Below are 26,264 nucleotides of genomic sequence, written 5' to 3'. Positions count from 1 at the left end.
AGGCCGCCTGACCTAGACACGGTGAAACGTGGTAATTTCGCGCCGAGAGACATCTCCCGGCAAGAGAACGAATGATGACGGCATAAGAAATGGCAGTTCCCAATCAGGTTCATATCCTCATCGTCGAAGACGATCCCGCCATCGCAGATATGCTGGTGGACCTTGTTCGAAGCAGCGGCTTCGAGGCCTCGTCGGTGGAGAGCGGCGCGGCTATGGATCGAATGATGGCGCGACAGCAATTCGATCTCGTCGTCCTCGATGCGATGTTGCCGGCCGAGGACGGCTTCAGCATCTGCAGGCGGCTTCGTGCGTCGTGCTCGGTGCCAATCCTGATGCTGACGGCGCTCCAGGAGGATATCGACCGCATTCTCGGCCTGGAGCTCGGAGCCGATGACTATGTCACGAAACCATTCAACTCCCGCGAGCTGCTGGCCCGGATCAAAAGTATTCTCCGCAGAGCGTCATATGCTCATCATCAGGAGGAAGCACTTGGACCGATGATGTTTTCGGGATGGCGCATCGATCCAAAAAGCCGTCAACTCCACGACGCCGACGGAGCGCAGGTTTCCATGACAACCGCGGAGTTCGATATCCTCCTGGCCTTCTGCTGCAATCCCAACAAGGTTTTGACGCGTGAACAGCTCTTGTCGATGACACATGCCGGATCAGCGGGGCCGGTCGAGCGCAGCATCGACGCCCACATCAGCCGGGTCAGGCAAAAGATCGAACCCAATCTGAAAGATCCGACGTTCATAAAGACGGTGCGGCTGGGCGGTTATCTCTTCGCATCCAAGGTAGAGCGTCTCTCTTGAGAAATTTCCGGCGAGCTTCGATCCAAAGCCAGATCCTCATATTGGCGACCTTCCTTGTCGTGCTCGTTTCCGTCGTGGCGACCGCCATGGAGCCCTTTATCTACGGCCGTCATGATCGCGGGTTTCAAAACGGCCTGTTTGCTGCCAGAGCGGAGATGGTCGCGGAGCAATTTGCCCAGACAAGTTCAGAGCAAGACGAAGTCGCCGTTCTCAAGAGAGCAGCAGCGCTCGGCGTTGAGGTCGAAAAATTGTCGCTGGACCGGCCGCTTGCCGGCAAACGGCAGATGGTTTCTCCACGCGAGCTGGTGGCGCGCATCAACACAATGCTCGCCGACAATATTTTCGCGGCATTTCATCGCTTCGCCATCGGTCAATCACACCCTGATGTGCTGACTGTCGGAATCGACGACAAGCGCGCGCTTGTCTTTCAACTGCCGGTTTTTCCCAGCTATGTCTGGTTTGTTCCAGCCGCGGCGAGCGGATTTTTAAAAATCGTCATCCCATTGGTGCTGCTCGCATATTTCAGCAGCTGGCTTATCACCGAACCTCTGAGGCACTTTGCCGCCGCCGCAAAGCGAGCGAGCATGGAGGGCAGCTGGGAACAGCCTTTCGAGCCGGACGGCGCATCCGAGATTCGAAGTCTGGCGGAATCGCTGAACGTCATGAGCAATCGAATCCGGAGCATGGCGGAGGATCGAACAAGAATGCTGAGTGGCGTGGGCCATGATCTCAGGACACCCCTGACGAGATTGCGGATGCGTGCCGAGCGTTCCGGCGAGCCCGAGCTTCGCAGCCTGATGCTGGCCGATATCGCCACTTTGAGTTTCATGATCGACGAGTGCCTGGCCTTTTTCAAAGATGCATCCACTGCGGAGGCCGATCGAAAGGTCGATATCTCAAGCCTGCTGCAGACGATTGCGACAGACTTCTCCGACATGGGCATCGATGTGAGCTTTACCGGTCCGCGGCGGCTGGCGTTTATCTGCAAACCTCAAGCCCTTACTCGGGCAATTACCAATCTGGTCGACAATGCATCTCGTTATGCAAAGCAGGTCGAAATCGATCTGCAAGAGAGCGACGATGGCGGGATCAAAATATCGGTGGGCGACAACGGCCCTGGTTTGACCGATGAGGCCAAGGCGAAAGTTCTGGAGCCGTTCTTCAAAGTGGATAAATCCCGCCAGATCGGTGCCAAAGGTGGTTCCGGGCTTGGGCTCGGCCTTCCAATCGCCAAAGGAATTGTCACCAAAGCGCACAATGGACAATTGACGTTGTTGGACAGGAAGCCAACCGGCCTGGTCGTCGTGATCGATCTTCCCGCCCCTCAGGGGATCCAGCCCGGAGGCTCGCCGTCGATCCCTTCATCACATTGACTTACCTGCCCGTCGTGGCGTCGTCACGCATCGCGCTGCCTTGGCAGCAAAGGACGGCTCGCGAACATTTCCTCATATCATAGCAAACACAGCAACATTCGAATTCCATAAAACCGGCGCCAGCAATATCGGCTCAAGCTTCACGGCGATCGACGCCTCCATGGTGGGCGTCCGCAAGGGTGCCGATGCTCTGCTTGCCGAGTTGAAATAGGCGATAGGAGCAAAAGACCTGGCCATGTTCCATGTACGGCCGAACTGGCCGAGACGTTCGACAACAGAGAGGAAGGGCCGCATGCAGAAGTGATGCGGCCTCGATGTCTTCAAGCGGCTCCGCGACCGCTCATAGGATCGCCTGGCCGGCCATCAGCGCAAGGACAAGGAAGATCAGGAAGATCACCAGCGCGATGCCGAAAAGAACGCGGGCGATCGTCGCGGTCGCTGCGGAGACACCCGAGAAACCGAAGAAGCCGGCGATGATCGAAATCACGAAAAATATCAGAGCCCATTTCAGCATGACATCATCCTTTGCGTTTGCCTGAGAAAGACGCGGTAACCGGAAAAATGTTCCAGGTCGCTTGAATGGAATGGCGATCTGTGTCGAGCACCCTCCCGGTGCCTGATGGGCATTGCGTTGAATTTCGTAGCGTTCCTTTCCCGACGATCAGCCGTGATTGATCATAACGTGGCGCACCGCCGTGTAATCTTCCAGCGCGTAGACCGACATATCCTTGCCGTAGCCCGACTGTTTGAGGCCGCCATGCGGCATCTCGTTGACCAGCATGAAATGCGTGTTGATCCAGGTGCAGCCATATTGCAGGCGGGCGGCGGTCTTCATGCCGCGGCCGATATCCTTGGTCCAGACGGAGGAGGCCAGGCCGTAATCGCTATCGTTTGCCCAGGCAACGGCGTCATCGGCATCGGAAAAACGGGTGACTGAGACGACCGGGCCGAAGACCTCGCGCCGGACGATCTCGTCGTCCTGCAGGGCGCCTGCAATGACGGTCGGGGTGAAGAAGAAGCCCTTGTCGCCGGAAACCTTGCCGCCTGCGGTGATCTCCATGTGCTTGTGTTCGGAAGCGCGGGCGACGAAGCTCTCGACGCGGTCGCGCTGGCGCTTGGAGATCAGCGGGCCGATCTCGTTTTCGGTATCGTCGGCCTGGTTGAAGCGGATGCTCGAGACGGCTGAGGAGAGATCGGCGACGAAATTGTCGTAGACCTTGGCATCGGCATAGATGCGGCAGGCGGCCGTGCAATCCTGGCCGGCATTGTAATAGCCGAAGGTGCGGATGCCTGACACAACGGCATCGATATCGGCATCGTCGAAGATGATGACCGGGGCCTTGCCGCCGAGTTCCAGATGGGTGCGCTTGACTGTCTTGGCAGCGGCCTGCAGCACCTTCTTGCCGGTCGCGACATCGCCGGTAATCGAAACCATGCCGATCTTCGGATGATTGATCAGCGCATTGCCGACGCTTTCGCCGCGGCCGAGGATGACGTTGACGACGCCCTCGGGAAGGATTTCGGAAAGCAGTTTCGCCATCTTCAGCGCCGTCAGCGGCGTCTGCTCCGAGGGCTTGAAGACCACGGTATTGCCGCCGGCGATCGCCGGCGCCAGCTTCCAGGCCATCATCATCAGCGGATAGTTCCACGGCGCGATCGAGCCGACGATGCCGATTGGATCGCGACGGATCATCGAGGTGTGGCCGGGGAGATATTCGCCGGCCGCCGGTGCGTGCAGGTTGCGCACGGCGCCCGCAAAAAAGCGATAACAATCGACGATCGCCGGGATTTCGTCGTTCAACACGGCATTGATCGGCTTGCCGCAATTCAGCGCCTCCAGTGCGGCAAAGCCGGCGGCATCCTTCTCGATCGCGTCGGCGATCTTCAACAGGTAGCCGGACCGCTCGCCAGGCGTCGTCTGCGACCAGCTCGTGAAGGCCTTTTCGGCGGCGTCGACGGCGGCGTCGACCTGGGAAAGCGACGCTTCGGCAAGGTCCAGCACCGTCTCGCCCGTCTTGGGGTTCAGGACGTGCTCTTCCGTTTCCGTGCCTTTTTCAAAGCGGGAACCGATCAGCATTTGGATATCCATGATGTTCTCCCTGTTATTTGCCGGCGCCGGCGATCTGGTCGCCGTCGCGGGTGAGGTAATAGGCTGCCAGGATCGGCAGGAAGGTGACGAGCACCACGACCATGGCGACCACGTTGGTCACTGGGCGCTGGCGCGGGCGGATGAGCTCTTCGAGCATCCAGATCGGCAAGGTCGATTGCTGGCCGCCGGTGAAGGTGGTGACGATGACCTCGTCGAAGGACAGCGCGAAGGCGAGCATGCCGCCGGCGAGCAGGGCAGTGCCGATATTCGGCAGGATGACATGGCGGAAGGTCTGAAAGCCGTCGGCGCCGAGATCCATCGAGGCCTCGATCAGCGATGCAGAGGTGCGGCGGAAGCGGGCGACCGCATTGTTGTAGACGACGACGACGCAGAAGGTGGCGTGGCCGAGCACGATGGTCCAGACCGAAAACGGGATGTCGAACAGGCTGAAGGCGGAGCGGAGCGCAATGCCGGTAATGATGCCGGGAAGGGCGATCGGCAGGATGACCAGCAGCGAGATCGCCTCGCGGCCGAAGAATTTCGTCTGGCTGACGGCTGCGGCACAGAGCGTGCCGAGGACCAGCGCGATCGCCGTGGCGATGACGGCGACCTGCACGGAAAGCCCGAGCGCCGACCAGACATCCGGCCGGTTCCAGGCGACAGTGAACCATTGCACCGTCAGGCCGGGTGGCGGCCACTGATAGCTCTTCTCGTCCGTCGTGAAGGCGTAGACGAAGATCAGCAGGATCGGCAGGTGCAGGAAGAGCAGCCCGCCGGCGGCTGCGATCTTCAGGGGAAGCGGCGATGTCTTGAGGTCAGAGCGCATCGAAGGCCCCCTGTTTCTTGGCGAGCCAGAGATAGAGCGCCATGATGACGATCGGCACGACGGAGAAGGCGGCGGCCAGCGGCACGTTGCCGGCCGTTCCCTGCTGGGTATAGACCGCCTGACCGATGAAGAGCCTGGACGAGCCGATGATCTGCGGGATGATATAATCGCCCAATGTCAGCGAGAAGGTGAAGATCGAACCGGCAACGATGCCGGGCAATGCCAGCGGCAGCAGCACGGTGCGGAAAGTCTGGCGCGGCGTGGCGCCGAGATCCGCCGAGGCCTCGATCAGATTGCCAGGTACACGCTCAAGGGCCGCCTGCGTCGGTAGGATCATATAGGGAAGCCAGATATAGACGAAGACGATGAAGGTGCCGAGGTAGCTCACCGAGAGCGAATTGCCGCCGATAACAGGCAGGTTCAGGATGCCGTCCAGCAGCCAGGAGAGATGCAGCTTCTCGAAGATCCAGGTGAGGATGCCTTCCTTGGCGAGGATCAGCTTCCAGGCGTAGATCTTGACGAGATAGCTCGACCAGAGCGGCAGCATGATGCCGAGATAGAAAAGCGCCTTCCATTTGCCTTGCGCATAACGCGCTGTGTAGTAGGCGATCGGGAAGGCGATCAAGGCGGAAGCGATGGTCACCAGCGCTGCCATGACGAAAGTGCGGATGATGATGTCGAAATTCGTCGGGTTTAGAAGCTGCGCATAGGTCGAAAGGGTGAATTCGTAATTCACCAGGCCTGAGAAATCGTCGATCGAAAAGAAACTCTGCAGAAGCAGGGCGAGCAGCGAACCGATATAGATGATGCCGAGCCAGAGCAGCGGCGGCGTCAGCATCAGGAAGAGTAGCAGCTTCGGGTGCCGCCAGAAGGCATCGGACAGCCGGCCGAAGAGGCCGCCGCGCCCGGGAAGAATCGATGTCGCCTCATCGGTGGTGATGAAGATCGCCGTCATGCCGCGTCATCCATGTAGTGGATATCGCCGGGCTGCCAGCCAAGGCGTATGCCGGCGCCGACGACAGGCACATCTGCGCCGGCCGGCAGCATCACATGCAGCCGCGCCCCCCGGAGGCCAACGGTGAGGCGCGTGGCTGCGCCGAGGAAGCTCGCATTGTCGACCTGCGCCTCGACGCCTTCGCCTGCCAGCCGGATTGCTTCGGGACGAAGGCTTGCCCAGCGTCTTTCGCCGCCGAGCGAGGCCATCAGATCAGGCGCAATGACGTTCGACGAGCCGACGAAATCGGCGACGAAGCGGTTCTTCGGGCGGCGGTAGATATCCTGCGGCGTGCCCTCCTGGACGATGTTGCCGTCGTTGAAGACGGCAACGCGGTCGGCCATGGACAGCGCCTCGCCCTGATCGTGGGTGACGAAGACGAAGGTGATGCCGAGCGCGCGCTGCAGGCTCTTCAACTCCTCCTGCATCTGTTCGCGCAGTTTCAGATCAAGAGCGCCGAGCGGCTCGTCGAGCAGCAGCACCCTAGGCTTGTTGACGAGCGCGCGGGCGAGCGCCACGCGCTGGCGCTGGCCACCGGACAGCTGGCCGGGGCGGCGGGCGCCGTAGCCCGGCAGCTTGACGAGTTCGAGGGCATCGCCTGCCGCCTTCATTCGCTCCGCCTTGCCGACGCCCTTGACCATCAAACCATAGGCAACATTGTCGAGGATATTGAGATGCGGGAAGAGCGCGTAGTCCTGGAACACGGTGTTGACGTTGCGGCGATAGGGCGGAACGCCGTCGGCCGTTTCGCCGAAGATCTGGATATGGCCCGCGGTCGGCTGCTCGAAGCCGGCGATCAATCGCAGGCAGGTCGTCTTGCCGGAGCCGGACGGCCCGAGCATCGCAAAGAATTCGCCGGGTGCGATCTCGAGATCGACGCCATCGACGGCCCGAACCTGGCCGAAATGGCGCGATACCTGCTGGAAACGGACGGCTGACGTCATTGGGGGCTCCGGCTTCTTTGCTTTAGAGAGGCTGCGGTCTTGGGTTTATGCGGCCCGCCCCAAACCCCTCCCCACGAGGGGGAGGGGCTTAACCTGCCGTACCCATTTGCAAATACCTTGGTGTTTCGGCAGGATTCGACGGTGCCATTCAAGGCCCTCCCTTGTGGGAAGGCGTTGGGGAGGGACTTTACCCAAGTGGACCGGCCCGGTTCACCGTCCGCCGATCACGCCAATATAATCCGACACCCAGCGATGGTACGGCACGCATTCGCTTTGCGTGGCGCATTTGGCGACCGGGGTCTTCCAGAACTTGATCTTGTCGAAGTGATCGAAGCCGTTGGTGGCGCAGCCGCTATCCCCCATCAGTTCGTTGCCCTTGCAGGCGGCGGGAACGGAGGGAACGGCGCCGAACCAAGCGGCGGCGTCACCCTGGACCTTGGACTTCAGCGAATGTTCCATCCACATATAGGCGCAGTTCGGATGCTCGCTGTCGGCGTGCAGCATGGTGGTGTCGGCCCAGCCGGTAACGCCTTCATCCGGGAAGGTGGAGGCGATCTTCTGCTTGTCTGCCTGCAGCAGGTTCACCTGGAAAGGCCAGGAGCCGGAAGCGACGACGCCTTCGTTCTTGAAGTCGTCGATCTGGATCATCGCATCGTGCCAGTAGCGGGAGACGAGCTTGCGCTGGCCGCGCAACAGGTCGAGGGCGGCCTTGTACTGGTCCTCGTTCAATTCGTAGGGGTCCTTGATGCCGAGATCCGGCTTATGGGCCATCAGATACATGGCGGCGTCGGCAATGTAGATCGCGCCGTCATAGGCCTGGACGCGGCCCTTGTTCGACTTGCCGTCCGGCAGTGTCTGCTCCTCGAAGACGACGTTCCAGCTGGTCGGCGCCTTGTCCTTGAAGGCATCGGTATTGTACATCAGCACATTCGGCCCCCAGAGATAGGGCACGCCGTAATGCACGCCGCCGACCGTATACCACGGTCCGTTCTGCAGGCGCTCGTCGACTGTCTTGAAGCTCGGGATCAGATCGGTGTTGATCGGCTGGACACGCTTGCCGGCGATAAGGCGGAGCGAGGCGTCGCCCGATGCCGTGACGAGATCGAAGCCGCCTTCGTTCATCAGCGAAACCATTTCATCCGAAGTGGCGGCGGTCTTGACGGAAACCTTGCAGCCGGTCTCCTTTTCGAAATCGGTGACCCAGTCGTAGTTCTTGTCGGTTTCGCCGCGTTCGATATAGCCGGCCCAGGCGACAATGCTGACCGCACCTTCGCTCTTGCCGAGCGCCTTCAGCGGTTCGGCGGCGATCACCTGCGTCGCGAAGCTCAGGCAGGCGAGCGCTGCCGTGCAGGATTTCAACAGATTCGTCATCATCCGTCTCCCGGTTTGCCACTTCTGTGGCGGTTTGTTCCCGAATGAAAAGGTGACGCGAAAAAACCGCTTTCGCAAATTCATTTATCAGAAAGGCGATATCGGAAATTCCGATATCAGCGGATTCGCCCGGAGCGCAAGCTTTCGGCGATGCCGACGAAGTCGCGCGCCGCCTGCGGCAGGCTGGAGCCCTTGCGCCAGACCATGCCGACCTGGACGACCGGCAGCGAACCGGAGACGTCGCGGCTCTCGATGCGGTCGCCTTCCAGCGACCATGGACGGTAGACGAGATCGGGAAGCAGGGCCACGCCGGCGCCTGTTGCAACCAGGCTGCGCACCGCCTCCACCGAGCGGGTGCGGAAGGCGACATGCGGGCGGGCGCCGAGGGCTGAGAGCAGCTTGCCGGTGTTCTCCTCGATTTCGTCGACCGTCAGCATGATCAGCGGTTCGCGGGCGATGTCGGCGACCGAGATGATGTCGGCCGAGACCAGCGGGTGGCCCATCGGCAACCATAGTCGATAGGGCGAGGTTTCGAGGATTTCTGCCTGCAGCGCCATCCGGTCGCGCAGGTTCGAAATCACCATCACGGCGACATCAAGTTCGCCGCCGACCAGGAGATGTTCGAGGTAACCGCCATTGTCCTCGATGGCGCTGACCTCGATATCAGGACAAGCGCGCCGATATCGTGCCAGCAGGTCGGAGAGGACGTAGCCGGCGACAAGCGAGGTGACGCCGATGTTCAGCGTGCCGGAGAGGGCGCTTTGCTGGCCGGAAAAGCTGGTCCGTGCATCGGAGACGGAGGCCAGGATCTTCGTCGCGTGACGCAGGAACTGGTGGCCGTTATGGGTGATCGTCAGGCCGCGCGGATGGCGCTCGAAGAGCGCGACGCCGAGGTCGGTTTCGAGCTCCTTCAGCGCTTCCGTCACCGAGGATTGCGAGATCGAAAGGTTCTGTGCGGCGCGCGTCACCGAACCCTGTTCGGCGACGGCGACGAAATATTGAACCTGGCGAAGCGTGAAGGCCATGGGCGTTTAGAGCATGGCGGAATAGGCCATGGCAAGCGGCCCGGAAAGCGGACCTTTTTTGGTGTTTTCTCAAAATGGCGCAGGCTTCACACGCCCACTTAAACTTTCGGAAACGTCATTTCTTTAGCGTTCTTAGCACTTGTCCTGCGTTGGAGTTTCAGATGGCGGAGCAGTTGGCGTGAAGGCCTTACTGCGCATCTTCCGGCCTTCCCGGAAATTGGCAATCATCATCGGCGGAGTCGCTCTTCTCATGGGCGTGTCCGGCGGTGCGGCGGTCTATGTCGGCAAGGACAGGCTGATCGGTGCCGCCGGTGGCGGCTACGGGCTCGAATGCAGCGACGTCAACCTGGTGACGATCCGCAAGCAGGACCACGTCTGGGTGCGCAAATACATCAAGACCGAACCGACCGACGGGATGACGCGCGTCAAGACTGCGCTTCGTGTCGCTCAGGCCGTCTATGCCGCGCAGAAGCCGGATCTGGTCCAGGTGGTGGTGCTCGACGAAAACGGACCGACGTTACGCGCCGACATTCGCGGCCGGGCGATCGGCGCCGATGTCGTCTATATCCCGCATCCCGACAAGACCGTTCCCGGCCTCGACGACAAGGCCTATACAGCGCGCTACTATGACGGCAAGGCCAGTGAAAATGGGCTGTTCTTCGGCGAGCGGATAGAGATGCCGTTCGACGAGGTCGCCATGATCAGCGCCGCCTTCAAGGACCCCGAGGATTGCGTCGACCCGGTCGCGGTTGGCTCCACGAAGGGTGAGGGCAAGGCAGCAGCCGGTGGACATGGCGCAGCACCGGAGACCAAGGAACCGTCTGCTCAGGAGCAGGCTGTCAAGGATGCAGCCACTCCAGCGGAAGACGCTCCCGCAGAAGAACCGCCGGCCAAGAGCGGGCACTAAACCAAAAAGCATCAGGCGGCAGGCCTGATATTTTCCCTCATCAGCGAGGCGTCGCGCGCCGGCGGCCGGCCGAAGAAACGTGCATATTCCCTGGTGAATTGCGAGACGCTTTCGTAGCCCACCGAATAGGCGACCGAGGAGGCGTTTCCGGATTGGGAAATCAGAAGCTGGCGGGCCTGCAGCAGGCGGATACGCTTCTGGAACTGGATCGGGCTCATCGCCGTCACAGCCTTGAAATGGCGATGAAAGGCCGAGACGCTCATGGCGGTGAGGGCGGCGAGTTTTTCGACCTCGACCGCTTCGGCATAGTGCTCGCGAACCCAGCGAATGGCGAGCCGCATCCGCGACAGAGCGCTATCGGGTGCTGCGATATCGCGCAGCATCCAGCCCTGCGGTCCCTGCAGCACGCGATAGAGGATTTCGCGTTCGTAGGCCGGGGCGAGGGCAGGGATATCCTGCGGGCGCTCCATGAGTTGCAGCATCCTCAGCCAGGCACCCAGAAGTTCCGGCGTCATGCGACAGACGGAATAGCCACCGCTTTGTCCCTCCTGATAGGATTGCGGCGGAAGATCCAGGAGAAGCGCTGCGACCTTTGCCGGATCGAGCGATAGGCTGACGCCGATATAGGGCCGGTCGGGACCTGCCTGCTGCACCATGCCCGTCGCCGGCACATCGATCGATATCACGAAGTAGCTCGCTGGATCGTAATAATAATCCTGCTCGGCGATCGTCAGCGTCTTGCTGCCATCAAGGATCAGGTTGACCATCGGCTCATAAACGGCGCCCAGCTTGTGTTCGGGGATCTCCCCCTTGACCATCAGTATGCCGGGTATGCCGGTTTCCGTCGGGCGGTTTTCAGCGTGGGCCGTCAAGTGGCGCATCTCTTCGAGCATTGTCTGCATGACGAAATCCTGACCCAGCAAGTGACACGGCGCAAGGCAAAAGCAGGAATAGGCAAGAACGAGGCAGTTTCCGGCGGAGTGCACGCCGGCTGTTTCCCATAGCTTCCGGCCATCGAAGCAAAGGAGACAGAGATGAAAATCGCAATCATTACCGGCGGCAGCCGTGGCATTGGTCAATCGGCAGCGCAGGAATGCGCAAGGCGCGGCATGGGTGTCATCCTCACCTATAACAGCCACAAGCCAGGTGCGGATGAAGTCATCGCCGCGATCAAGGCAGACGGTGGTCAAGCCGTTGCGCTTGCCCTCGATGTCGGTGATGCCGACAGCTTTCCGGCCTTCGTGGCGGAGGTGAAACGGCTGCTTTCCACTTATTGGGGCCGGAATACGTTTGACTGCCTCGTCAACAATGCCGGTTTCGGCATGTTCAATCTCATGGAGACGGTGACGACGGGCCAGTTCGACGCTCTGATGAATGTCCACCTGAAAGGGCCGTTCTTCCTGACGCAGGCCTTGCTGCCGCTGATGGTCGATGGCGGCGTGATCCTCAATGTAACGAGCGCTTCCGTTCGCGTCGCAACAGCAGGTGTTGCGCCCTATGCAGCCCTCAAGTCCGGACTTGAGACGTTGACCCGCTATCAGGCGAAGGAGTTCGGCGATCGCGGGATCCGCGCCAATGCTATCTCGCCCGGTCCTATCCGCACCAATCTTGCCGACGCTGCGCTGGACAAGAACCCAGAATTCGCCGCGTTGCTTGCCTCACAGACGGCTCTCGGCCGTATCGGCGAAGCCGAGGATGTCGGCCGCGTCATCGCCATGCTCGCGTCCGACGACAGCGCATGGATCAATGCGCAGACAATCGAGGTCGCCGGCGGCTACATGATCTGAGTGTGACGACGAACTCGGTCATAACAAAAACCAACGAAATAACGTCATTCCGTGATCGACCAAACCATTGTATCTTGGTTCATCGGCTCGGTTTTTCACCAGTCTGCTTAAAACAAAACGGAGCGTCCTTTCGGGCGCCCCGTTTTTTCATTTTAAGGAATGTGGTTCTCAGTCGGCTTTGTTGCGGCGGGCCGGGAAGAGGATGACGTCGCGGATCGACGGCGCATTTGTCAGAAGCATGATGAGACGGTCGACGCCGATGCCAAGGCCACCTGCCGGCGGCATGCCCTGGTCGATGGCGTCGAGGAATTCCTCGTCCAGCTGCTTTTCCTTTTCGCCGCGGGCATGCGCCTGTTCGAGCTGCTCGACCATGCGGCGGCGCTGCTCCTCGGGATCGTTCAGCTCCGAGAAGGCGTTGCCGAGTTCCCAGGCGTTGCAATAGGTCTCGAAGCGCTCGACCAGGCGCGGTTCGCCCGGCACTTCCTTGGCGAAGGGCGAAATGTCCTTCGGGAAATGCGTGACATGCGATGGCTGGATCAGAGTGGATTCGACCTTTTCCTCGAAGATGAAGGCGAGGCATTCGCCCCAGGTCCAATCCTTCTCGACCGCAAAGCCGGCAGCCTTGGCGGCGGCGCGCGCCTCTTCATCGGTCTTGATGGCGAGGAAGTCGATGCCGGTCGCTTCCTTGACGGCGTCGGGCATCGGGACGCGCTTGAACGGACCCTTGAAGGACATGGTCTTGTCGCCGAAGGGGAATTCCGTCGCGCCGTGAATGGAGAGCGCTAAGCTCTCGAACAGCCGCTCGACGAGGTCCATGATGTCCTCGTAGTCGGCATAGGCCCAGTAACACTCCATCATGGTGAATTCGGGATTGTGCCGGGTGGAGACGCCTTCGTTGCGGAAGTTGCGGTTGATCTCGAAGACCTTGTCGGTCAGCCCCGAGACCAGCGTGCGCTTGAGGAACAGTTCCGGCGCGATGCGCAGGTACATGTCGAGCTTCAGCGTGTTATGGTGCGTCTTGAACGGCTCGGCGGTGGCGCCGCCATAGACCGAATGCAACATCGGCGTCTCGACTTCCATGAAGCCGTCATTTTCCATGAAGCGGCGGATGCCGGAGAGGATCTGCGAGCGCTGCTGGAAGCGGAGCTTCGAATCCTCGTTGGTCATAATGTCGAGATGGCGCTTGCGATAACGCAACTCGATGTCGGAGAGACCGTGCCACTTTTCCGGCATCGGCAGCAGCGACTTCGTCAGCATGGTGATCGTCTGCGCGTTGATCGTCAGCTCGCCGCGCTTGGTGCGGCGGACGATACCGGTGACGCCGATGATGTCGCCGATGTCGATCATCGGCAGCAGCGCGCGGGCTTCTTCCGGGGTCGTGTCCTTGTGACTGAAAATCTGGATCTTGCCGCCGGCATCGTGGATGTCCATGAACATGCCGGAGTTGCGCGACGAGTAGACGCGGCCAGCGACAGTGACGACATCCTGCGTCTCGACGTCAGGTTCCAGGTTCTCATATTTCGCGATGAGCTCGGCATTGGTCATCGTGCGGTGGAAATGCGCCGGATAGACTTCGCCGATTTGCTCGCGCAGCAGCTTCAGCTTCTGGGCGCGCACTTCCGTCGCGTCGGAGGAAAGGGTGTTTTCGGTCTTGTTGTCAGCCACTGTCGAAATCCTCTGACTGTTCTTACTTCGAGCCGACGAGGGCGGCGACCGCCTGCGAGGCGAGCTTCAGGCGCTGACGCACAACGGACCGGCCGAGGATCGCCATGGAATCGAAGAGCGGCAGCGATCGCGACGAGCCGGACACGGCGACGAAGAGCGGCGAGACCACGACCTTCAGCTTCTTGCCCATGCGGTCGGCGATCGCGCGCAGCTCCGCCTCGATCGTCTCGACATTCCATTCCAGGATCTTTTCGAGATCCGGCTGAACGGTGTTGAGGATCTCCAGGATCTCTTCCGGCGGCGACTTGATCTTGGCGAAGTCGGAAGGCTGCAGGCCGAGATCGGACTTCAGCAGGAAGCCGGCAAGATCGGGCAACTCGCCGAGCTTGGAAATGCGTGTCTGCGACAGGCGTAGACCTTCCTTCAGGCGGTCGTTTTCCATCGCCCAAGCCAGCACACGCGTCTGGAATTCCTCCTCGGAGAGCTTCTCGCGGATCCAGCGGCCGTTCAGCCAGTCGAGCTTTTGAATGTCGAAGATCGCACCGGCCTTGGAGAGGTTTGCCGGGTCGAACTTCTCGGAGAGCTGGTCCATCGTCAGAAGCTCTTCGCCCTCGGCGATCTGGACGAAGAACAGGCCGAGGAAGTTCATCAGCGCTTCCGGGATATAGCCGAGCGCGGAGTAATAGGAGATCGAGGTCGGGTTCTTGCGCTTCGACAGCTTCGACTTGTCGGCATTGCGCATCAGCGACAGATGCATGAAGATCGGCTGATCCCAACCGAAATAGCGATAAAGCAGTATGTGCTTCGGCACCGAAGCCAGCCATTCCTCGCCGCGCGCCACATGGGTGATCTTCATCAGATGGTCGTCGATGACGTTGGCCATGTGATAGGTCGGCATGCCGTCGGCCTTGACGAGCACCTGCATGTCGACCGAATCCCACGGAATGGAGACATCGCCGTAGACGCCGTCGGTGAAGTCGCATGAGCCTTCGGCCGGAATCTTCATGCGGATGACGGTCGTCTCGCCGGCATCCATGCGCGAGGTGACTTCCTCGGCCGTGAGGTTGAGGCAGAGACCATCGTACTTCGGCGGCTTGCCGGCGGCGCGCTGGGTTTCGCGCATCTGCTCCAGCCGCGCGGGTGTGCAGAAACAGCGGAAGGCATGGCCCTTGTCCAGCAATTCCTGCCCGTAAGGCTGGTACATTTCCTTGCGGTCGGACTGGCGATAGGGGCCGTAGGGGCCGCCGATATCAGGGCCTTCCTTCCATTCCAGCCCGCACCATTTCAGGGCGTCCAACACCTTCGTTTCGAATTCCGGGGTCGAGCGTGTCGCATCGGTATCCTCGATGCGCAGGATGAACTCGCCGCCATGCTTCTTGGCGAAAAGGTAGTTGAAAAGAGCGATGTAAGCGGTGCCGACATGCGGCTCGCCGGTCGGCGAGGGAGCGATGCGGACGCGGACGCCGGTGGCTGTCCCGGAAACTGTCATTGTGTGTGCCCGTCAATGAATGCCGGACGGCTTTCATGGGAAAGCGACGTACGGCCGGAAGGATGCAGATAGCTTCATCGGCAAACCGGCCGGAAAAAGGGCATGCGCCCGCACTATCCGCCGATCGTCCGTTCGGCTGGCCTTAGGCCATATTCAACCGGGCGCGTCAAGAAAAACACGCCAGGAACGGCCTGATGGCAATGCGTGAGGGCGCGCCGGTTCCGCCGCGCCCTCCTGTCCAAAGCCCTAATGCGCGGCGTCGCGTTTTCGCTTGCGGGCGTTGCGCGCGAACATGTTCAGCACCTCGACCAGCGCCGAGAAGGCCATGGCGGCGTAGACGTAGCCCTTCGGCACATGGAAGCCCATGCCTTCGGCGATCAGCGTCGTGCCGATCATGAGCAGGAAAGCGAGGGCCAGCATGACGATCGTCGGGTTCCTCTCGATGAAGTTGGCAAGCGGGGTCGCGGCAACAAGCATGACGGTGACTGCGGCGACGACGGCGACCACCATGATCGGCAGATGCGGCGTCATGCCGACGGCGGTGATGATGCTGTCGACGGAGAAGACGAGGTCGAGCAGCAGGATCTGGCCGATCGCCGATGCAAAGCCTGTCGTGGCCGAACTTGCGATGAAGTCCTCGCCGTGATCTTCCGGATCGACGCTGTGGTGGATTTCCTTGGTGGCCTTCCAGACGAGGAACAGACCGCCGGCAATCAGAATCAGATCCTTCCAGGAGAAACCGTGGCCGAAGGCTTCAAACAGCGGTTCGGTCAGCTGCACGATCCAGGCGATGGTGCCGAGCAGGGCGAGACGCATGACGAGCGCAAGACCTATGCCGATCTTGCGGGCCTTCTCGCGGTGCTCGGGCGGCAGTTTGTTGGTGAGAATGGAAATGAAGATCAGGTTGTCGATCCCGAGAACGACTTCCATCACCACCAGCGTGATGAGCGCCACCCAGGCGGCCGGATCCTGAATGAGCGTCATGATTTCCTGCATCAGCATATATCCCTTTTGCGCCACATGAGTAATGACGCTCGCAATGTAATGTCGCCGGCCTGCCAGGCAAGCGCCGCAAGGGGGTATACGAAACCGATGTGACTTTTATTCCCTGGAACAGGATTTAAGGCCGGGTCGGCCTTAAAATTGAATCCTGATTAAAGAGTTAGAGCATGATGTCGTCCGAAAACCGCTCGCACTTTTCGGCATTATGCTCTGATCGGCAACCAGATTTCGGTGACGCCCATGCCGGTATAGGGGTCGAAGCGCTCGTCGTAGCGTTCGAACATGTCGGGTGTCTCGCTGTGCTCTAGGCCCGAGGTCGGCCACCATGCGCCAAAAATGCGGTTCATCGTCGCCGGAATGCCGGAGACGTGGCCGCGATGGGCAAAGACGACGTAGCGCTGGCCTGGAAGCTTGAGCGTTGCAAAATCCGCCGGCAGATCGCCCGCATCGGAGATCTCGACCGCGGCCATATAGCGGAATTTCTCCGCTTCGCCGTCGATATGCGTACAGATGCCGTAGGCGACATTGCCTTTCTGAGCGGAGATATGTCCGAAATGGGCATTGAACTTCTGCCAGAGAGAGGGAATGGCGGCATTGCCGCCATAGGGGTAGATCTCCTGCAAGCCGGCAAACAGCATCGGTTGAAGGGTTTCGAAGCGGGGCGGTTCGAGGTCGTTGAGGTGGGCAGGGTCCATTCTGATCGGCTCCAGCAAGACAAGGTTACGGGCGTGCCCCTGTCTGCGCACCGCATCCGGCGTCATGCCGAACTGGTCGCGGAAGGCACGGGTGAAGGCCTCGTGCGAGCCGTAGCCCGCGCAAAGCGCAACCTCGAGAATGGTGGATGAGCTGCTGACCAACGCCGGCACGGCACGGCTGAGGCGCCGCCCTCTTATATAGCTGCTGATCGAGTGGCCGGTGATGAGCCCGAAGACGCGTGACAGATGGTAACGCGACAATCCGGCTGCTTCCGATATCTCTTCCAGCGATATATCGCTTTCGAAATGGCTCTCGATGAACCAGATCGCCCGTCCGACGGCGCTCATCCTCATTCTCCTGGTTGCAGCTTCTTCCTTAGAGGAAGGCCGGCAGCCGGATTTGATCGCTATTGCGGGATTTTGGCCGACGGAGCGCGGCAGTCAAGGATGCGGTCAGGCGGTCTCGTGCCGGCGCGCGCCATAGGCGGCCATGAAGACCCGGATCGCGCCGCGGATGACGCGCTCGATTTCGTCACGGGACGGCGGCTCTTCCATGCTTCCGAACAGGCGGAGCTTGAAGAAACTACCGCTGGCGAGATCGAGGAACTGGCCGGCGGCCAGATCGATGTCGTCGATCTCAAACCTGCCTTCGGCGATGTGGCGTTCCAGGAAGTCGCGCATGATGGTGCGCAGGTTTTCCGGACCCTTGAAGAAGCGTTGACAGAGCACCGGCATGCGGTCGCGAACGCCGAGAACGGTGCGCATCGCGCTGATGACCTTTTCATCGGTCATATGGGTGACGAAGCTTATCCCGAATTCGTACAGGCCGGCTTCGGGATCGTCATGTTCGGCAAGCGCCGTGCGCACGGCCGCCACGAAGGCGGCGCGCTCGGTCTCGATCATCGCCGAAAACAGCTCTTCCTTGTTGGTGAAATAGACGTAGAGCGTTCCCTTGGAGACGCCGGCCTCACGGGTCACGTCGTTCATGCTGGCGGCGTCGAAACCCATCTTCATGAAAACGCGCTTGGCGCCGGCGAGGATCTGCTGGCGCTTGGCCGGATCTTCGCCTGCGGCAAATCGGCCTCCGGCAGCGGGAGGACTGAATACGGCGGCGTGGTCGGGTTTCAGCGTCATGTCCTCTTAACCGTGTTGACGGTTTCGCTTTTTCTTTAAAAGAAATCGAACCGATTGGTTCTATACATCTTGATATGACGATAAAACAGGTTTAAGTCAACTGAACCGAACCGTTCAGTTCGATTATTTACTCCAGATCGGTAAAGTGGCTATGTCGAGCAACCAGAAGAGCAACGTCGCGCGGATCGTCAGCGAAAACGCCGAGACCGAAGAGGTAAAGGCGGATGTCGCGGCCGTAGAAGCCCCGACGGCAGAAGCCCGCGAACTTCCCTCTGCTCCCGCGCAGTCGGCGCCGGCTTCGGTCGCCGCCGCACCCGCGGCTGCGAAGAAGCGCCGCAGCCCGGTGCTGCCGATCGTCGTGCTTGCCCTTCTCGCAGGCGGCGGCTGGTATGGTTACGAATGGTGGACGAACGGCCGCTTCATGGTGTCGACCGACGACGCCTATATCGAAGGCGATATCGCAACGATTTCGCCGAAGGTCACGGGCTACGTCGAGAAGGTGAACGTTGTCGCCAACCAGGAAGTCAAAGCGGGCGACGTGCTTGCCACGCTTGATAACGGCGACTATCAGAACGCCCTCGATTTGGCCCAGGCCCAGATCGTCACCGAACAGCTTTCGCTGCAGCGTATCGACGCGCAGATCGAAGGCGCGAATGCGAGCCTCGTGCAGGCGCAGGCGCAGAAGGTGGCACTCGAAGCGGCCGTTCGCGGTGCCGAAATCACTCAGAAGCGCCAGAGCGACCTTCAGGCGAAGTCGGTCGGCACGGCTGCGGATCTCGACAACGCCAATATCGCCCTCGATCAGGCCAAGGCCAATCTTGCCGGCGGCGATGCCAACATCACCGCGGCACAGGCCAACATCACCATCCTCCAGGCCCAGCGCAAGGAAGCCGAAGGCTCGGTCCGTTCGCTTGAGATCTCGCGCGACAAGGCCGTCCGCGACCTTTCCTTCACCGTGCTCAAGGCGCCTTATGACGGCATTGTCGGCAACCGTTCCGTCCAGGAAGGCGACCTCGTTTCCCCGGGCCAGCGCCTGATGGCGCTCGTTCCGGTGCGCCAGCTCTATATCGACGCCAATTTCAAGGAAACGCAGATCCAGCATCTGGTGCCGGGCTCAAAAGTCAACGTCCAGGTCGATGCCTATAGCGATCATCCGATCGTCGGCACCGTCGAATCGATCTCACCGGCTTCCGGCTCGGTCTTTTCGATGCTGCCGCCGGAAAACGCCACGGGCAATTTCACCAAGGTGATCCAGCGGGTGCCAGTGCGCATCGCGCTGCCGCAGGATGCGCTTGACAGCGGGCGTCTGCGCGCGGGCCTGAGCGTCGTCGTCGACGTCGACACCCGTACGGCGCCGAGCAAGTAAGCCTTCAGGAAAGGCGGAGGTGGTCTAATGGCCGGCAGCGCGACAGCAACAGCGGGGACGATTCCGGCAGCGCCTGCCCATGCCGACGAGCGCATGGATCCGAGGAAGCTCATCGCCTTCTTCGCGATGGTGCTCGGCATGTTCATGTCGATCCTCGACATCCAGATCGTCTCGGCCTCGCTTGCCGAAATCCAGGCTGGCCTTTCGGCCGGCAGCGACGAGATCGGCTGGGTGCAGACGTCCTATCTGATCGCCGAAGTGATCATGATCCCGCTTTCGGGCACGTTGGCGCGCATCATCTCGACACGTTATCTCTTCGCGATCTCGGCCGCCGGCTTCACCATGGCGAGCGCGCTAGCGGCGACGGCGACGAATATCGACCAGATGATCGTCTACCGCGTCATCCAGGGCTTCATCGGCGGCGGCATGATCCCGTCGGTCTTTGCGGCCGCCTTCACCATCTTCCCGCCCTCGAAGCGCAGCATCGTCTCGCCGATCATCGGCCTGATCGCGACGCTGGCACCGACCATCGGCCCGACCGTCGGCGGTTATCTCAGCCACGCCTTTTCCTGGCACTGGCTGTTCCTCGTCAATATCGTTCCCGGCATCATCGTCACGATCGTCACCTGGAACTTCATCGATTTCGACAAGCCGGAACTGTCGCTCTTCAAGAAATTCGACTGGTGGGGGCTGATCTCGATGGGCGTCTTCCTCGGCGCGCTGGAATATGTGCTCGAAGAGGGCAATTCGAACGATTGGTTCAACGACAGTTCCATCACCATCGCAGCGGTTGCCTCCGGCGTTGCAGCCATCGTCTTTTTCTATCGCGCCTTTACGGTGGATTTCCCGGTCGTCGATCTGAAGGCTTTCGCGAACCGGAATTTCTCCTTCGGCTCGGTGTTCTCCTTCGTCATGGGCATCGGCCTCTATGGCCTCACCTATATCTACCCGGTCTATCTCGGGCGCATCCGTGGCTATGACTCATTGATGATCGGCGAGACGATGTTCGTCTCCGGACTTGCGATGTTCTTCACCGCGCCGATCGCCGGCCGTTTGTCGACCAAGATGGACCTGCGCCTGATGATGGTGATCGGCTTCGTCAGCTTCGCCGCCGGCACCTTCATCATGATGCATCTGACGGCGGATTGGGATTTCTACGAGCTGTTCATCCCGCAGATCCTGCGTGGCTTCGGGCTGATGATGTGCATGGTGCCGATCAACAACATCGCGCTCGGCACGATGCCGCCCTCGCGCATTCGCGGCGCGTCCGGCCTGTTCAATCTGACCAGAAACCTCGGCGGCGCCGTCGGCCTTGCCGTCATCAACACCGTGCTCACCAATCGGCAGGACGTACACTACGAGCGGCTGCGGGAGAATATGGATTGGGGCAATCCGGCGGCGATCGACCAGATGAATAACATGGCCGCCAAATTCAACACCTATGGCATGGATGGCGCCTCAGTCGCGATCAAGCAGATGGTCGGCCTTGCCACCAAGCAGGCGATCATCCTCTCCTTCAGCGACGTGTTCCTGATCCTGACCGCGCTTTTCCTCGCCATGATCCTCGGTGTCGCCATGATCAAGAAACCCGCGCCGCAAGGCGGGGGAGGCGGTGGCGGCCACTGACCTCCGGCCTGCCGCCCCTTGAAAAGGCCCTCTCCGGAGGGCCTTTTTGTTGCCGTTTTCCGGCCTCTGTGGCATCAGGCGGATGACTGTGGGCCGGATCGGAAAAACGACGTGGAAACCGGGCTGCTGGATTTTTTGATTTACGTACATCAAAATTGGCGCTAATGGTCTCGTCAGGAGGAATGATGAGGCCAACCGTTCACGATATCGCCGCCGCCGCCGGTGTCAGTCTCGCGACTGTCGACCGGGTTCTCAACCAGCGGCCCGGTGTGCGTCACGTCACGCGGGAAAAGGTGGAGACCGCGATCCGCGAGCTCGGTTATGTCAGAGACGTCGCCGCCGCCAATCTTGCCAAGGGGCGCACCTATCCGCTGGTTTTCATCCTTCCGGCCAGCGACAATTCCTTCATGCACGGGCTCAATGCCGAGATCCGCCAGGCGATTGTCCGCTCGTCGGCCGAACGCACCGATATCCGCACCATCGAGGTGCCGGCCTTCGATCCCGCAGCACTCGTCGCCGTGCTTGAAGGGCTTTCCCGGGAAAAGCCGTGTGGTATTGCGCTGGTTGCGACCGATGCGCCTGACGTGCGCGCCGCCGTCGACAGGCTGGTGCGCGAGCGGTTTCCCATCGTCACCCTGGTTTCCGATCTCACGGGGTCGCTGCGCCATCACTATGCCGGCGTCGACAATATCGCAGCCGGCCGCACGGCCGCGCGCCTGCTCGGACGATTCCTTGGGCCGCGAAAGGGCGAAATCGCCGTGCTCGCCGGCTCTATGCTGGTGCGCGACCATCGCGAGCGGCTGGAGGGCTTCACCGCTGTCATGGCCGAGGAATTTCCCGATCTTGCGATCCTTCCGGTTCTCGAAGGCCGCGACGATCCCGAGGTCGCCCATAGGCTCGTTGCCGACGCGCTCGGGAATGCCGGCATCATCGGCGTCTACAGCCTTGGCGCCGGCAATCGCGGCCTGATCCGGGCGTTGAAGGAGAAGGCCGTCGATCGCGTACTGACTGTCATTGCCCACGAGTTGACCGCCCACACGCGTGCAGCACTCATCGACAATACGATCGATGCGATCCTCAACCAGGACGCCGGCCATGAGGTGCGGAGCGCCATCCGCGTGCTGAAAGCCAAGGCGGACGGGCTTGCCGTCATCGAAGCGCAAGAGCGCATCCGCCTCGACATATTCCTGAAAGACAATCTGCCGTAACGGCAAAGGGAGAAATACCACATGTATCTGGGTCTCGATCTCGGAACCTCCGGCGTCAAGGCGATGCTGATCGACGGTGATCAGAAGATCGTCGGCTCGGCCAATGGTTCGCTCGACGTCTCGCGTCCGAATTCCGGCTGGTCGGAACAGGAGCCGGCCCACTGGGTGCGCGCCACGGAAGAGGCTGTCGCCGGCCTCAAGGCGAAACACCCGAAGGAGCTTGCCGCGGTCAAGGGCATCGGCCTTTCCGGCCAGATGCACGGCGCAACGCTCATCGATGCCGCCGACAAGGTCCTGCGTCCCTGCATGCTCTGGAATGACACCCGCAGCTACGTCGAGGCCGCGGCACTCGATGCCGATCCGCGCTTTCGCGCGCTGACCGGCAACATCGTCTTTCCCGGTTTCACAGCACCGAAGCTCGCCTGGGTCGAGAAGCATGAGCCCGATGTCTTCGGCAAGATCGCCAAGGTGCTGTTGCCGAAGGACTATCTGCGTCTTTGGCTGACCGGCGACTATATCTCTGAAATGTCGGATTCGGCCGGCACCTCCTGGCTCGACACCGGCAAGCGCGCCTGGTCCTCCGAACTGCTGGCCGCCACCAAGCTTTCCGAGGAGCAGATGCCGGCGCTTGTCGAAGGCACTGAGCAGGCCGGCAAGCTCCGGTCCGAACTGGCGGCGCAATGGGGCATCTCCGGCGATGTCGTCGTGGCCGGTGGTGCCGGCGACAATGCGGCCTCGGCCTGCGGGATGGGCACTGTCAGCGATGGTGCCGCCTTCGTCTCGCTCGGCACCTCAGGCGTGCTTTTTGCCGCCAACGCTTCCTATTTGCCGAAGCCAGAAAGCGCCGTGCATGCCTTCTGCCACGCCCTGCCGAACACCTGGCACCAGATGGGTGTCATCCTGTCGGCCACCGATGCGCTCAACTGGCATTCTGGTGTGACCGGCAAGTCGGCCGCCGATCTCACCGGCGAACTCGGCGAGACGCTGAAGGCGCCCACCGGCGTCACCTTCCTGCCCTATCTCTCCGGTGAGCGCACGCCGCACAATGATGCCGTCATCCGTGGCGCCTTCATCGGCCTCGAACACGAAAGCAGCCGTGTCGTTCTCACCCAGGCGGTGCTCGAAGGCGTCGCCTTCGCCATTCGCGACAATCTTGAAGCGCTGCGTTCGGCCGGCACCGGCATATCCCGGGTCACGGCGATCGGCGGCGGTTCGCGCTCGCGTTACTGGCTGGCGTCGATCGCGACCGCGCTCGGCGTTCCGGTCGACCTGCCGGCCGACGGCGATTTCGGCGCGGCCTTCGGGGCAGCCCGCCTCGGCCTGATCGCAGCAACGGGCGTCGATCCGGTCTCCGTCTGCACGCCGCCGGTGACGGCAGGCACGATCGAGCCGGTATCCGCACTGAGCGGCGCTTATGAGGATGCTTACAAGCGCTACCGTGCGCTCTACCCTGCGATCAAGTCGCTGGCGTAGGCCAACAATTCAGAACTTCGAAAAGATACGAACCCAAGGAGAACCAACATGAGCACCGGATTTTTCGGCGATATCCAGAAAGTCAAATACGAGGGCCCTGACAGCACCAATCCGCTGGCCTTCCGCCATTACCAGCCGGACGAGATCGTCATGGGCAAGCGCATGGAAGACCATCTGCGCTTTGCGGTGGCCTACTGGCACACCTTCACCTGGCCGGGCGGCGATCCCTTCGGCGGGCAGACATTCCTGCGTCCCTGGTTCGAGGACACGATGAAGGCCGCCAAGCTCAAGGCCGACGTCGCCTTCGAATTCTTCTCGCTGCTCGGCTCGCCCTACTATTGCTTCCATGACGCCGACGTGCGTCCGGAAGGCAAGACTTTTGCCGAGAACACTAAAAACCTCAACGAGATCGTCGATTATTTCGCCGAGAAGCAGGCCGCAACCGGCACCAAGCTGCTCTGGGGCACGGCGAACCTCTTCTCCCACCGCCGCTATATGTCGGGCGCTGCGACCAATCCGGATCCCGACGTCTTCGCTTTTGCAGCCGCTACGGTAAAGACCTGCATAGATGCCACGCAGAAGCTCGGCGGCGAAAACTACGTGCTCTGGGGCGGCCGAGAAGGTTACGAGACGCTGCTCAACACCGATATCGGCCGCGAGCTCGACCAGCTCGGACGCTTCCTCAACCTCGTCGTCGAATACAAGCACAAGATCGGCTACAAGGGCACGATCCTGATCGAGCCGAAGCCGCAGGAGCCGACCAAGCACCAGTATGACTATGACGTCGCGACCGTCTATGGCTTCCTCAAGAGGCACGGCCTTGAAAACGAGGTGAAGCTCAATATCGAGCAGGGCCACGCGATCCTTGCCGGCCACTCCTTCGAGCACGAGCTGGCGCTTGCCAATGCGCTCGGCATCTTCGGTTCGATCGACATGAACCGCAACGACTACCAGTCCGGCTGGGATACCGACCAGTTCCCGAACAATGTTCCCGAAATGGCGCTCGCTTACTACCATGTTCTGGCAGGCGGCGGCTTCAAGACCGGCGGTACCAACTTCGACTCGAAGCTTCGCCGTCAGTCTCTCGACCCGGCGGATCTGCTGATCGGCCATATCGGCGGCATGGATTGCTGCGCCCGCGGCCTGAAGGCCGCTGCCAAGATGATCGAGGACAAGGCTCTGTCGCAGCCGCTCGCCGATCGGTATGCCGGCTGGGAATCCGCCGAGGCGCAGAAGCTCTTCCGCGGCGAGTATTCGCTGGATGAGATCACCCACTATGTCGAGAGCCACGACGTGAACCCGCAGCCAAGGTCGGGCAAGCAGGAATGGCTTGAGAACGTCGTCAATCGTTACGTTTGATAAAGCGCGCCGGCGGCCATTGGTCGCCGGCGCATTTTGCCGGCTAAATGCGCCTTAAGCGCTCAGTGATACGGGTTCAACGTTTCGACCAGTTGCGCGACGGCGCCGAGACGGAGTTTCGAACCACCAGATCCGGCCGCAGCAGGATTTCCGTTTCGGTTGGCCGGCCATCGGACAGGAGTTCCAGCAGCAGCGCCATCGCCTGCTTGCCGATCGCCGTTCTCGGTTGGCGGATCGTGGTCAGCGGCGGGGATATAAAGACGGCCTGCGGCACGTCGTCGAAACCAGTCACCGAGAAATCCCGCGGAATATCATAACCTCGCGCGCCGAGCCCGACCATGACGCCAATCGCCGTCTGGTCGTTCACGCACATGAAGGCGGTTGGAAGCGTGTCGCGCATGAAAAGCTGCTCGACCGCATGCCGCCCGCTTTCGATCGTACCGTCGCCTTCGAGCACGATCCTGGTGTCGGGCGGGATGCCGGCGGCGTCGAGACCGGCATCGTAACCCATGCGGCGCCTGGTATAGGCAAGCCGGGTGCGTGAATCGCCAATGAAGGCGATCTTGCGATGCCCTTCGGCCAGCAACAGGTCCACCGCTTTCCGAGCGCCTTCGGTATCGTCGACCCCGACATAGGGAATGCCGCCGTTGAAGACGGGCTCGAAAACGCCGACGCTCGGCGGTAGCCGCGCGGTCATCGTCTGATGCCCGAAGGGCAGGATGCCGGTGAAGAGGATCAATCCAGCCGCTTGGTTGGAATTGAAGAATTTCAGATATTCCAGGCCGCGCTGGGCATCGTTCTGGGTGTGGCCAATCAGGATGCCGTAGCCGTGCGCGCGCGCCTCGTTCTCCAGCCCGACGAGAATGTTGGAGAAATTGGGATCGCCGATATCGGGCGCCACGACAAGGATCATATTGGAGCGGCCGAGCCTCAGGCTGCGCGCCATGGCATTGGTCGTATAGCCGGTGATGGCGATCGCCTGGTTGACCTTGAGGCGGGTGGAGTTGGCGACCTTCTCCGGCATGTGGATTGCCCGGGAAACCGTCGCGATAGAGACCTCGGCGATCCGGGCGACGTCTTCGATGGTTGCGGGCGTGGAATTCGACACTGAGCTCTGCC

The 26,264-nt window shown here is 61.0% G+C and carries 24 protein-coding genes; 10 read left to right on the top strand and 14 right to left on the bottom strand.

Annotated elements, in window-relative coordinates:
• The first annotated feature begins 89 nt into the window (after positions 1–89).
• Genes RLCC275e_RS18960 through RLCC275e_RS18950 form a run of 3 tightly spaced genes read left to right on the top strand, consistent with a single transcriptional unit; the run spans position 90 to position 2,396 of the window.
• Positions 90–812: a response regulator gene (locus tag RLCC275e_RS18960; RefSeq protein ID WP_033179602.1), complete on the top strand. Its 723-nt coding sequence runs from the start codon at positions 90–92 to the stop codon at positions 810–812.
• Complete coding sequence (locus tag RLCC275e_RS18955) at positions 809–2,185, top strand: sensor histidine kinase (RefSeq protein WP_033179603.1); 1,377 nt, start codon at positions 809–811, stop codon at positions 2,183–2,185. The genes RLCC275e_RS18960 and RLCC275e_RS18955 overlap by 4 nt, the downstream gene beginning before the upstream one ends.
• Before the next feature lie 40 nt (positions 2,186–2,225).
• On the top strand, positions 2,226–2,396 hold the full coding sequence (locus tag RLCC275e_RS18950) for a hypothetical protein (protein WP_165418928.1): 171 nt from the start codon (positions 2,226–2,228) through the stop codon (positions 2,394–2,396).
• 129 nt (positions 2,397–2,525) lie between these two features.
• On the opposite strand, the gene RLCC275e_RS18945 is transcribed toward RLCC275e_RS18950, so the two are convergent.
• The 7 genes from RLCC275e_RS18945 to RLCC275e_RS18915 form a co-directional block, all read right to left on the bottom strand.
• Entirely contained in the window at positions 2,526–2,699 is a 174-nt protein-coding gene (locus tag RLCC275e_RS18945; protein WP_003552965.1) for a DUF1328 domain-containing protein, read from the bottom strand.
• A 147-nt stretch (positions 2,700–2,846) separates the two neighbouring features.
• Complete coding sequence (locus RLCC275e_RS18940) at positions 2,847–4,274, bottom strand: gamma-aminobutyraldehyde dehydrogenase (RefSeq protein WP_033179604.1); 1,428 nt, start codon at positions 4,272–4,274, stop codon at positions 2,847–2,849.
• Positions 4,275–4,287: 13 nt separating this feature from the next.
• Positions 4,288–5,100: an ABC transporter permease gene (locus tag RLCC275e_RS18935; RefSeq protein WP_033179605.1), complete on the bottom strand. Its 813-nt coding sequence runs from the start codon at positions 5,098–5,100 to the stop codon at positions 4,288–4,290.
• Positions 5,090–6,055, bottom strand: coding sequence for an ABC transporter permease (locus RLCC275e_RS18930; protein WP_033179606.1), 966 nt, complete (start codon positions 6,053–6,055; stop codon positions 5,090–5,092). Before RLCC275e_RS18930 ends, RLCC275e_RS18935 begins: the two co-directional genes overlap by 11 nt.
• A complete protein-coding gene (locus RLCC275e_RS18925) occupies positions 6,052–7,038 on the bottom strand; it encodes an ABC transporter ATP-binding protein (protein WP_033179607.1) in 987 nt (328 codons plus the stop codon). The genes RLCC275e_RS18930 and RLCC275e_RS18925 overlap by 4 nt, the downstream gene beginning before the upstream one ends.
• 210 nt (positions 7,039–7,248) lie before the next feature.
• The gene (locus tag RLCC275e_RS18920; protein ID WP_130712114.1) at positions 7,249–8,409 is read right to left on the bottom strand and encodes an ABC transporter substrate-binding protein; all 1,161 of its coding nucleotides are present in this window, start codon (positions 8,407–8,409) and stop codon (positions 7,249–7,251) included.
• Positions 8,410–8,525: 116 nt separating this feature from the next.
• A complete protein-coding gene (locus RLCC275e_RS18915; protein WP_003552957.1) occupies positions 8,526–9,434 on the bottom strand; it encodes a LysR family transcriptional regulator in 909 nt (302 codons plus the stop codon).
• A gap of 178 nt (positions 9,435–9,612) precedes the next feature.
• On the opposite strand from RLCC275e_RS18915, the gene RLCC275e_RS18910 reads away from it, so the two are divergent.
• The gene (locus tag RLCC275e_RS18910) at positions 9,613–10,341 is read left to right on the top strand and encodes a hypothetical protein (protein ID WP_033179608.1); all 729 of its coding nucleotides are present in this window, start codon (positions 9,613–9,615) and stop codon (positions 10,339–10,341) included.
• Positions 10,342–10,352: 11 nt separating this feature from the next.
• Here RLCC275e_RS18910 and RLCC275e_RS18905 read toward each other — a convergent pair whose 3' ends face one another.
• Positions 10,353–11,243, bottom strand: coding sequence for an AraC family transcriptional regulator (locus tag RLCC275e_RS18905; protein ID WP_033179609.1), 891 nt, complete (start codon positions 11,241–11,243; stop codon positions 10,353–10,355).
• Positions 11,244–11,375: 132 nt separating this feature from the next.
• Here RLCC275e_RS18905 and RLCC275e_RS18900 point away from each other — a divergent pair, with 132 nt between their 5' ends.
• Complete coding sequence (locus RLCC275e_RS18900) at positions 11,376–12,128, top strand: SDR family NAD(P)-dependent oxidoreductase (protein ID WP_033179610.1); 753 nt, start codon at positions 11,376–11,378, stop codon at positions 12,126–12,128.
• A 168-nt stretch (positions 12,129–12,296) separates the two neighbouring features.
• On the opposite strand, the gene lysS is transcribed toward RLCC275e_RS18900, so the two are convergent.
• The 5 genes from lysS to RLCC275e_RS18875 all read right to left on the bottom strand — a co-directional run bounded on the left by lysS (position 12,297) and on the right by RLCC275e_RS18875 (position 18,113).
• On the bottom strand, positions 12,297–13,793 hold the full coding sequence (gene lysS, locus RLCC275e_RS18895) for a lysine--tRNA ligase (protein ID WP_033179611.1): 1,497 nt from the start codon (positions 13,791–13,793) through the stop codon (positions 12,297–12,299).
• Positions 13,794–13,815: 22 nt separating this feature from the next.
• Positions 13,816–15,282, bottom strand: a complete 1,467-nt coding sequence (gene gltX / locus RLCC275e_RS18890; RefSeq protein WP_033179612.1) for a glutamate--tRNA ligase — start codon at positions 15,280–15,282, stop codon at positions 13,816–13,818.
• A 246-nt stretch (positions 15,283–15,528) separates the two neighbouring features.
• Positions 15,529–16,278 (bottom strand): TerC family protein, encoded by a 750-nt coding sequence (locus RLCC275e_RS18885; protein WP_018072717.1) that lies wholly within the window; start codon positions 16,276–16,278, stop codon positions 15,529–15,531.
• Positions 16,279–16,487: 209 nt separating this feature from the next.
• Positions 16,488–17,327 (bottom strand): AraC family transcriptional regulator, encoded by an 840-nt coding sequence (locus tag RLCC275e_RS18880; protein WP_033179613.1) that lies wholly within the window; start codon positions 17,325–17,327, stop codon positions 16,488–16,490.
• A gap of 105 nt (positions 17,328–17,432) precedes the next feature.
• On the bottom strand, positions 17,433–18,113 hold the full coding sequence (locus tag RLCC275e_RS18875) for a TetR/AcrR family transcriptional regulator (protein ID WP_012759037.1): 681 nt from the start codon (positions 18,111–18,113) through the stop codon (positions 17,433–17,435).
• Positions 18,114–18,264: 151 nt separating this feature from the next.
• On the opposite strand from RLCC275e_RS18875, the gene RLCC275e_RS18870 reads away from it, so the two are divergent.
• From RLCC275e_RS18870 to xylA, 5 genes are all read left to right on the top strand, one after another.
• Entirely contained in the window at positions 18,265–19,479 is a 1,215-nt protein-coding gene (locus RLCC275e_RS18870; RefSeq protein ID WP_130703243.1) for an HlyD family secretion protein, read from the top strand.
• A gap of 27 nt (positions 19,480–19,506) precedes the next feature.
• Positions 19,507–21,105, top strand: coding sequence for a DHA2 family efflux MFS transporter permease subunit (locus RLCC275e_RS18865; protein WP_033179614.1), 1,599 nt, complete (start codon positions 19,507–19,509; stop codon positions 21,103–21,105).
• 185 nt (positions 21,106–21,290) lie between these two features.
• Positions 21,291–22,313 (top strand): LacI family DNA-binding transcriptional regulator, encoded by a 1,023-nt coding sequence (locus RLCC275e_RS18860; RefSeq protein WP_033179615.1) that lies wholly within the window; start codon positions 21,291–21,293, stop codon positions 22,311–22,313.
• 21 nt (positions 22,314–22,334) lie between these two features.
• Positions 22,335–23,786: a xylulokinase gene (gene xylB, locus RLCC275e_RS18855; protein ID WP_033179616.1), complete on the top strand. Its 1,452-nt coding sequence runs from the start codon at positions 22,335–22,337 to the stop codon at positions 23,784–23,786.
• 48 nt (positions 23,787–23,834) lie between these two features.
• Positions 23,835–25,145 (top strand): xylose isomerase, encoded by a 1,311-nt coding sequence (xylA, locus tag RLCC275e_RS18850; protein ID WP_033179617.1) that lies wholly within the window; start codon positions 23,835–23,837, stop codon positions 25,143–25,145.
• A 76-nt stretch (positions 25,146–25,221) separates the two neighbouring features.
• Here xylA and RLCC275e_RS18845 read toward each other — a convergent pair whose 3' ends face one another.
• The gene (locus tag RLCC275e_RS18845; RefSeq protein ID WP_003543025.1) at positions 25,222–26,253 is read right to left on the bottom strand and encodes a LacI family DNA-binding transcriptional regulator; all 1,032 of its coding nucleotides are present in this window, start codon (positions 26,251–26,253) and stop codon (positions 25,222–25,224) included.
• Positions 26,254–26,264 lie beyond the last annotated feature (11 nt).

Source organism: Rhizobium brockwellii (assembly GCF_000769405.2).
Taxonomy (GTDB): domain Bacteria; phylum Pseudomonadota; class Alphaproteobacteria; order Rhizobiales; family Rhizobiaceae; genus Rhizobium; species Rhizobium brockwellii.
This window is presented reverse-complemented; position numbering and strand designations above follow the sequence as displayed.

What these genes read in the sequence shown, in the direction of transcription:
- RLCC275e_RS18960 (WP_033179602.1), top strand. Translation starts at nt 90, where the DNA reads ATGGCAGTTCCCAATCAGGTTCATATCCTCATCGTCGAAGACGATCCC.
- RLCC275e_RS18945 (WP_003552965.1), bottom strand. Translation starts at nt 2,699, where the DNA reads ATGCTGAAATGGGCTCTGATATTTTTCGTGATTTCGATCATCGCCGGC.
- RLCC275e_RS18940 (WP_033179604.1), bottom strand. Translation starts at nt 4,274, where the DNA reads ATGGATATCCAAATGCTGATCGGTTCCCGCTTTGAAAAAGGCACGGAA.
- RLCC275e_RS18935 (WP_033179605.1), bottom strand. Translation starts at nt 5,100, where the DNA reads ATGCGCTCTGACCTCAAGACATCGCCGCTTCCCCTGAAGATCGCAGCC.
- RLCC275e_RS18930 (WP_033179606.1), bottom strand. Translation starts at nt 6,055, where the DNA reads ATGACGGCGATCTTCATCACCACCGATGAGGCGACATCGATTCTTCCC.
- RLCC275e_RS18925 (WP_033179607.1), bottom strand. Translation starts at nt 7,038, where the DNA reads ATGACGTCAGCCGTCCGTTTCCAGCAGGTATCGCGCCATTTCGGCCAG.
- RLCC275e_RS18920 (WP_130712114.1), bottom strand. Translation starts at nt 8,409, where the DNA reads ATGACGAATCTGTTGAAATCCTGCACGGCAGCGCTCGCCTGCCTGAGC.
- RLCC275e_RS18915 (WP_003552957.1), bottom strand. Translation starts at nt 9,434, where the DNA reads ATGGCCTTCACGCTTCGCCAGGTTCAATATTTCGTCGCCGTCGCCGAA.
- RLCC275e_RS18905 (WP_033179609.1), bottom strand. Translation starts at nt 11,243, where the DNA reads ATGCAGACAATGCTCGAAGAGATGCGCCACTTGACGGCCCACGCTGAA.
- RLCC275e_RS18900 (WP_033179610.1), top strand. Translation starts at nt 11,376, where the DNA reads ATGAAAATCGCAATCATTACCGGCGGCAGCCGTGGCATTGGTCAATCG.
- gltX (WP_033179612.1), bottom strand. Translation starts at nt 15,282, where the DNA reads ATGACAGTTTCCGGGACAGCCACCGGCGTCCGCGTCCGCATCGCTCCC.
- RLCC275e_RS18885 (WP_018072717.1), bottom strand. Translation starts at nt 16,278, where the DNA reads ATGCAGGAAATCATGACGCTCATTCAGGATCCGGCCGCCTGGGTGGCG.
- RLCC275e_RS18880 (WP_033179613.1), bottom strand. Translation starts at nt 17,327, where the DNA reads ATGAGCGCCGTCGGACGGGCGATCTGGTTCATCGAGAGCCATTTCGAA.
- RLCC275e_RS18875 (WP_012759037.1), bottom strand. Translation starts at nt 18,113, where the DNA reads ATGACGCTGAAACCCGACCACGCCGCCGTATTCAGTCCTCCCGCTGCC.
- RLCC275e_RS18870 (WP_130703243.1), top strand. Translation starts at nt 18,265, where the DNA reads ATGTCGAGCAACCAGAAGAGCAACGTCGCGCGGATCGTCAGCGAAAAC.
- RLCC275e_RS18865 (WP_033179614.1), top strand. Translation starts at nt 19,507, where the DNA reads ATGGCCGGCAGCGCGACAGCAACAGCGGGGACGATTCCGGCAGCGCCT.
- RLCC275e_RS18860 (WP_033179615.1), top strand. Translation starts at nt 21,291, where the DNA reads ATGAGGCCAACCGTTCACGATATCGCCGCCGCCGCCGGTGTCAGTCTC.
- xylB (WP_033179616.1), top strand. Translation starts at nt 22,335, where the DNA reads ATGTATCTGGGTCTCGATCTCGGAACCTCCGGCGTCAAGGCGATGCTG.
- xylA (WP_033179617.1), top strand. Translation starts at nt 23,835, where the DNA reads ATGAGCACCGGATTTTTCGGCGATATCCAGAAAGTCAAATACGAGGGC.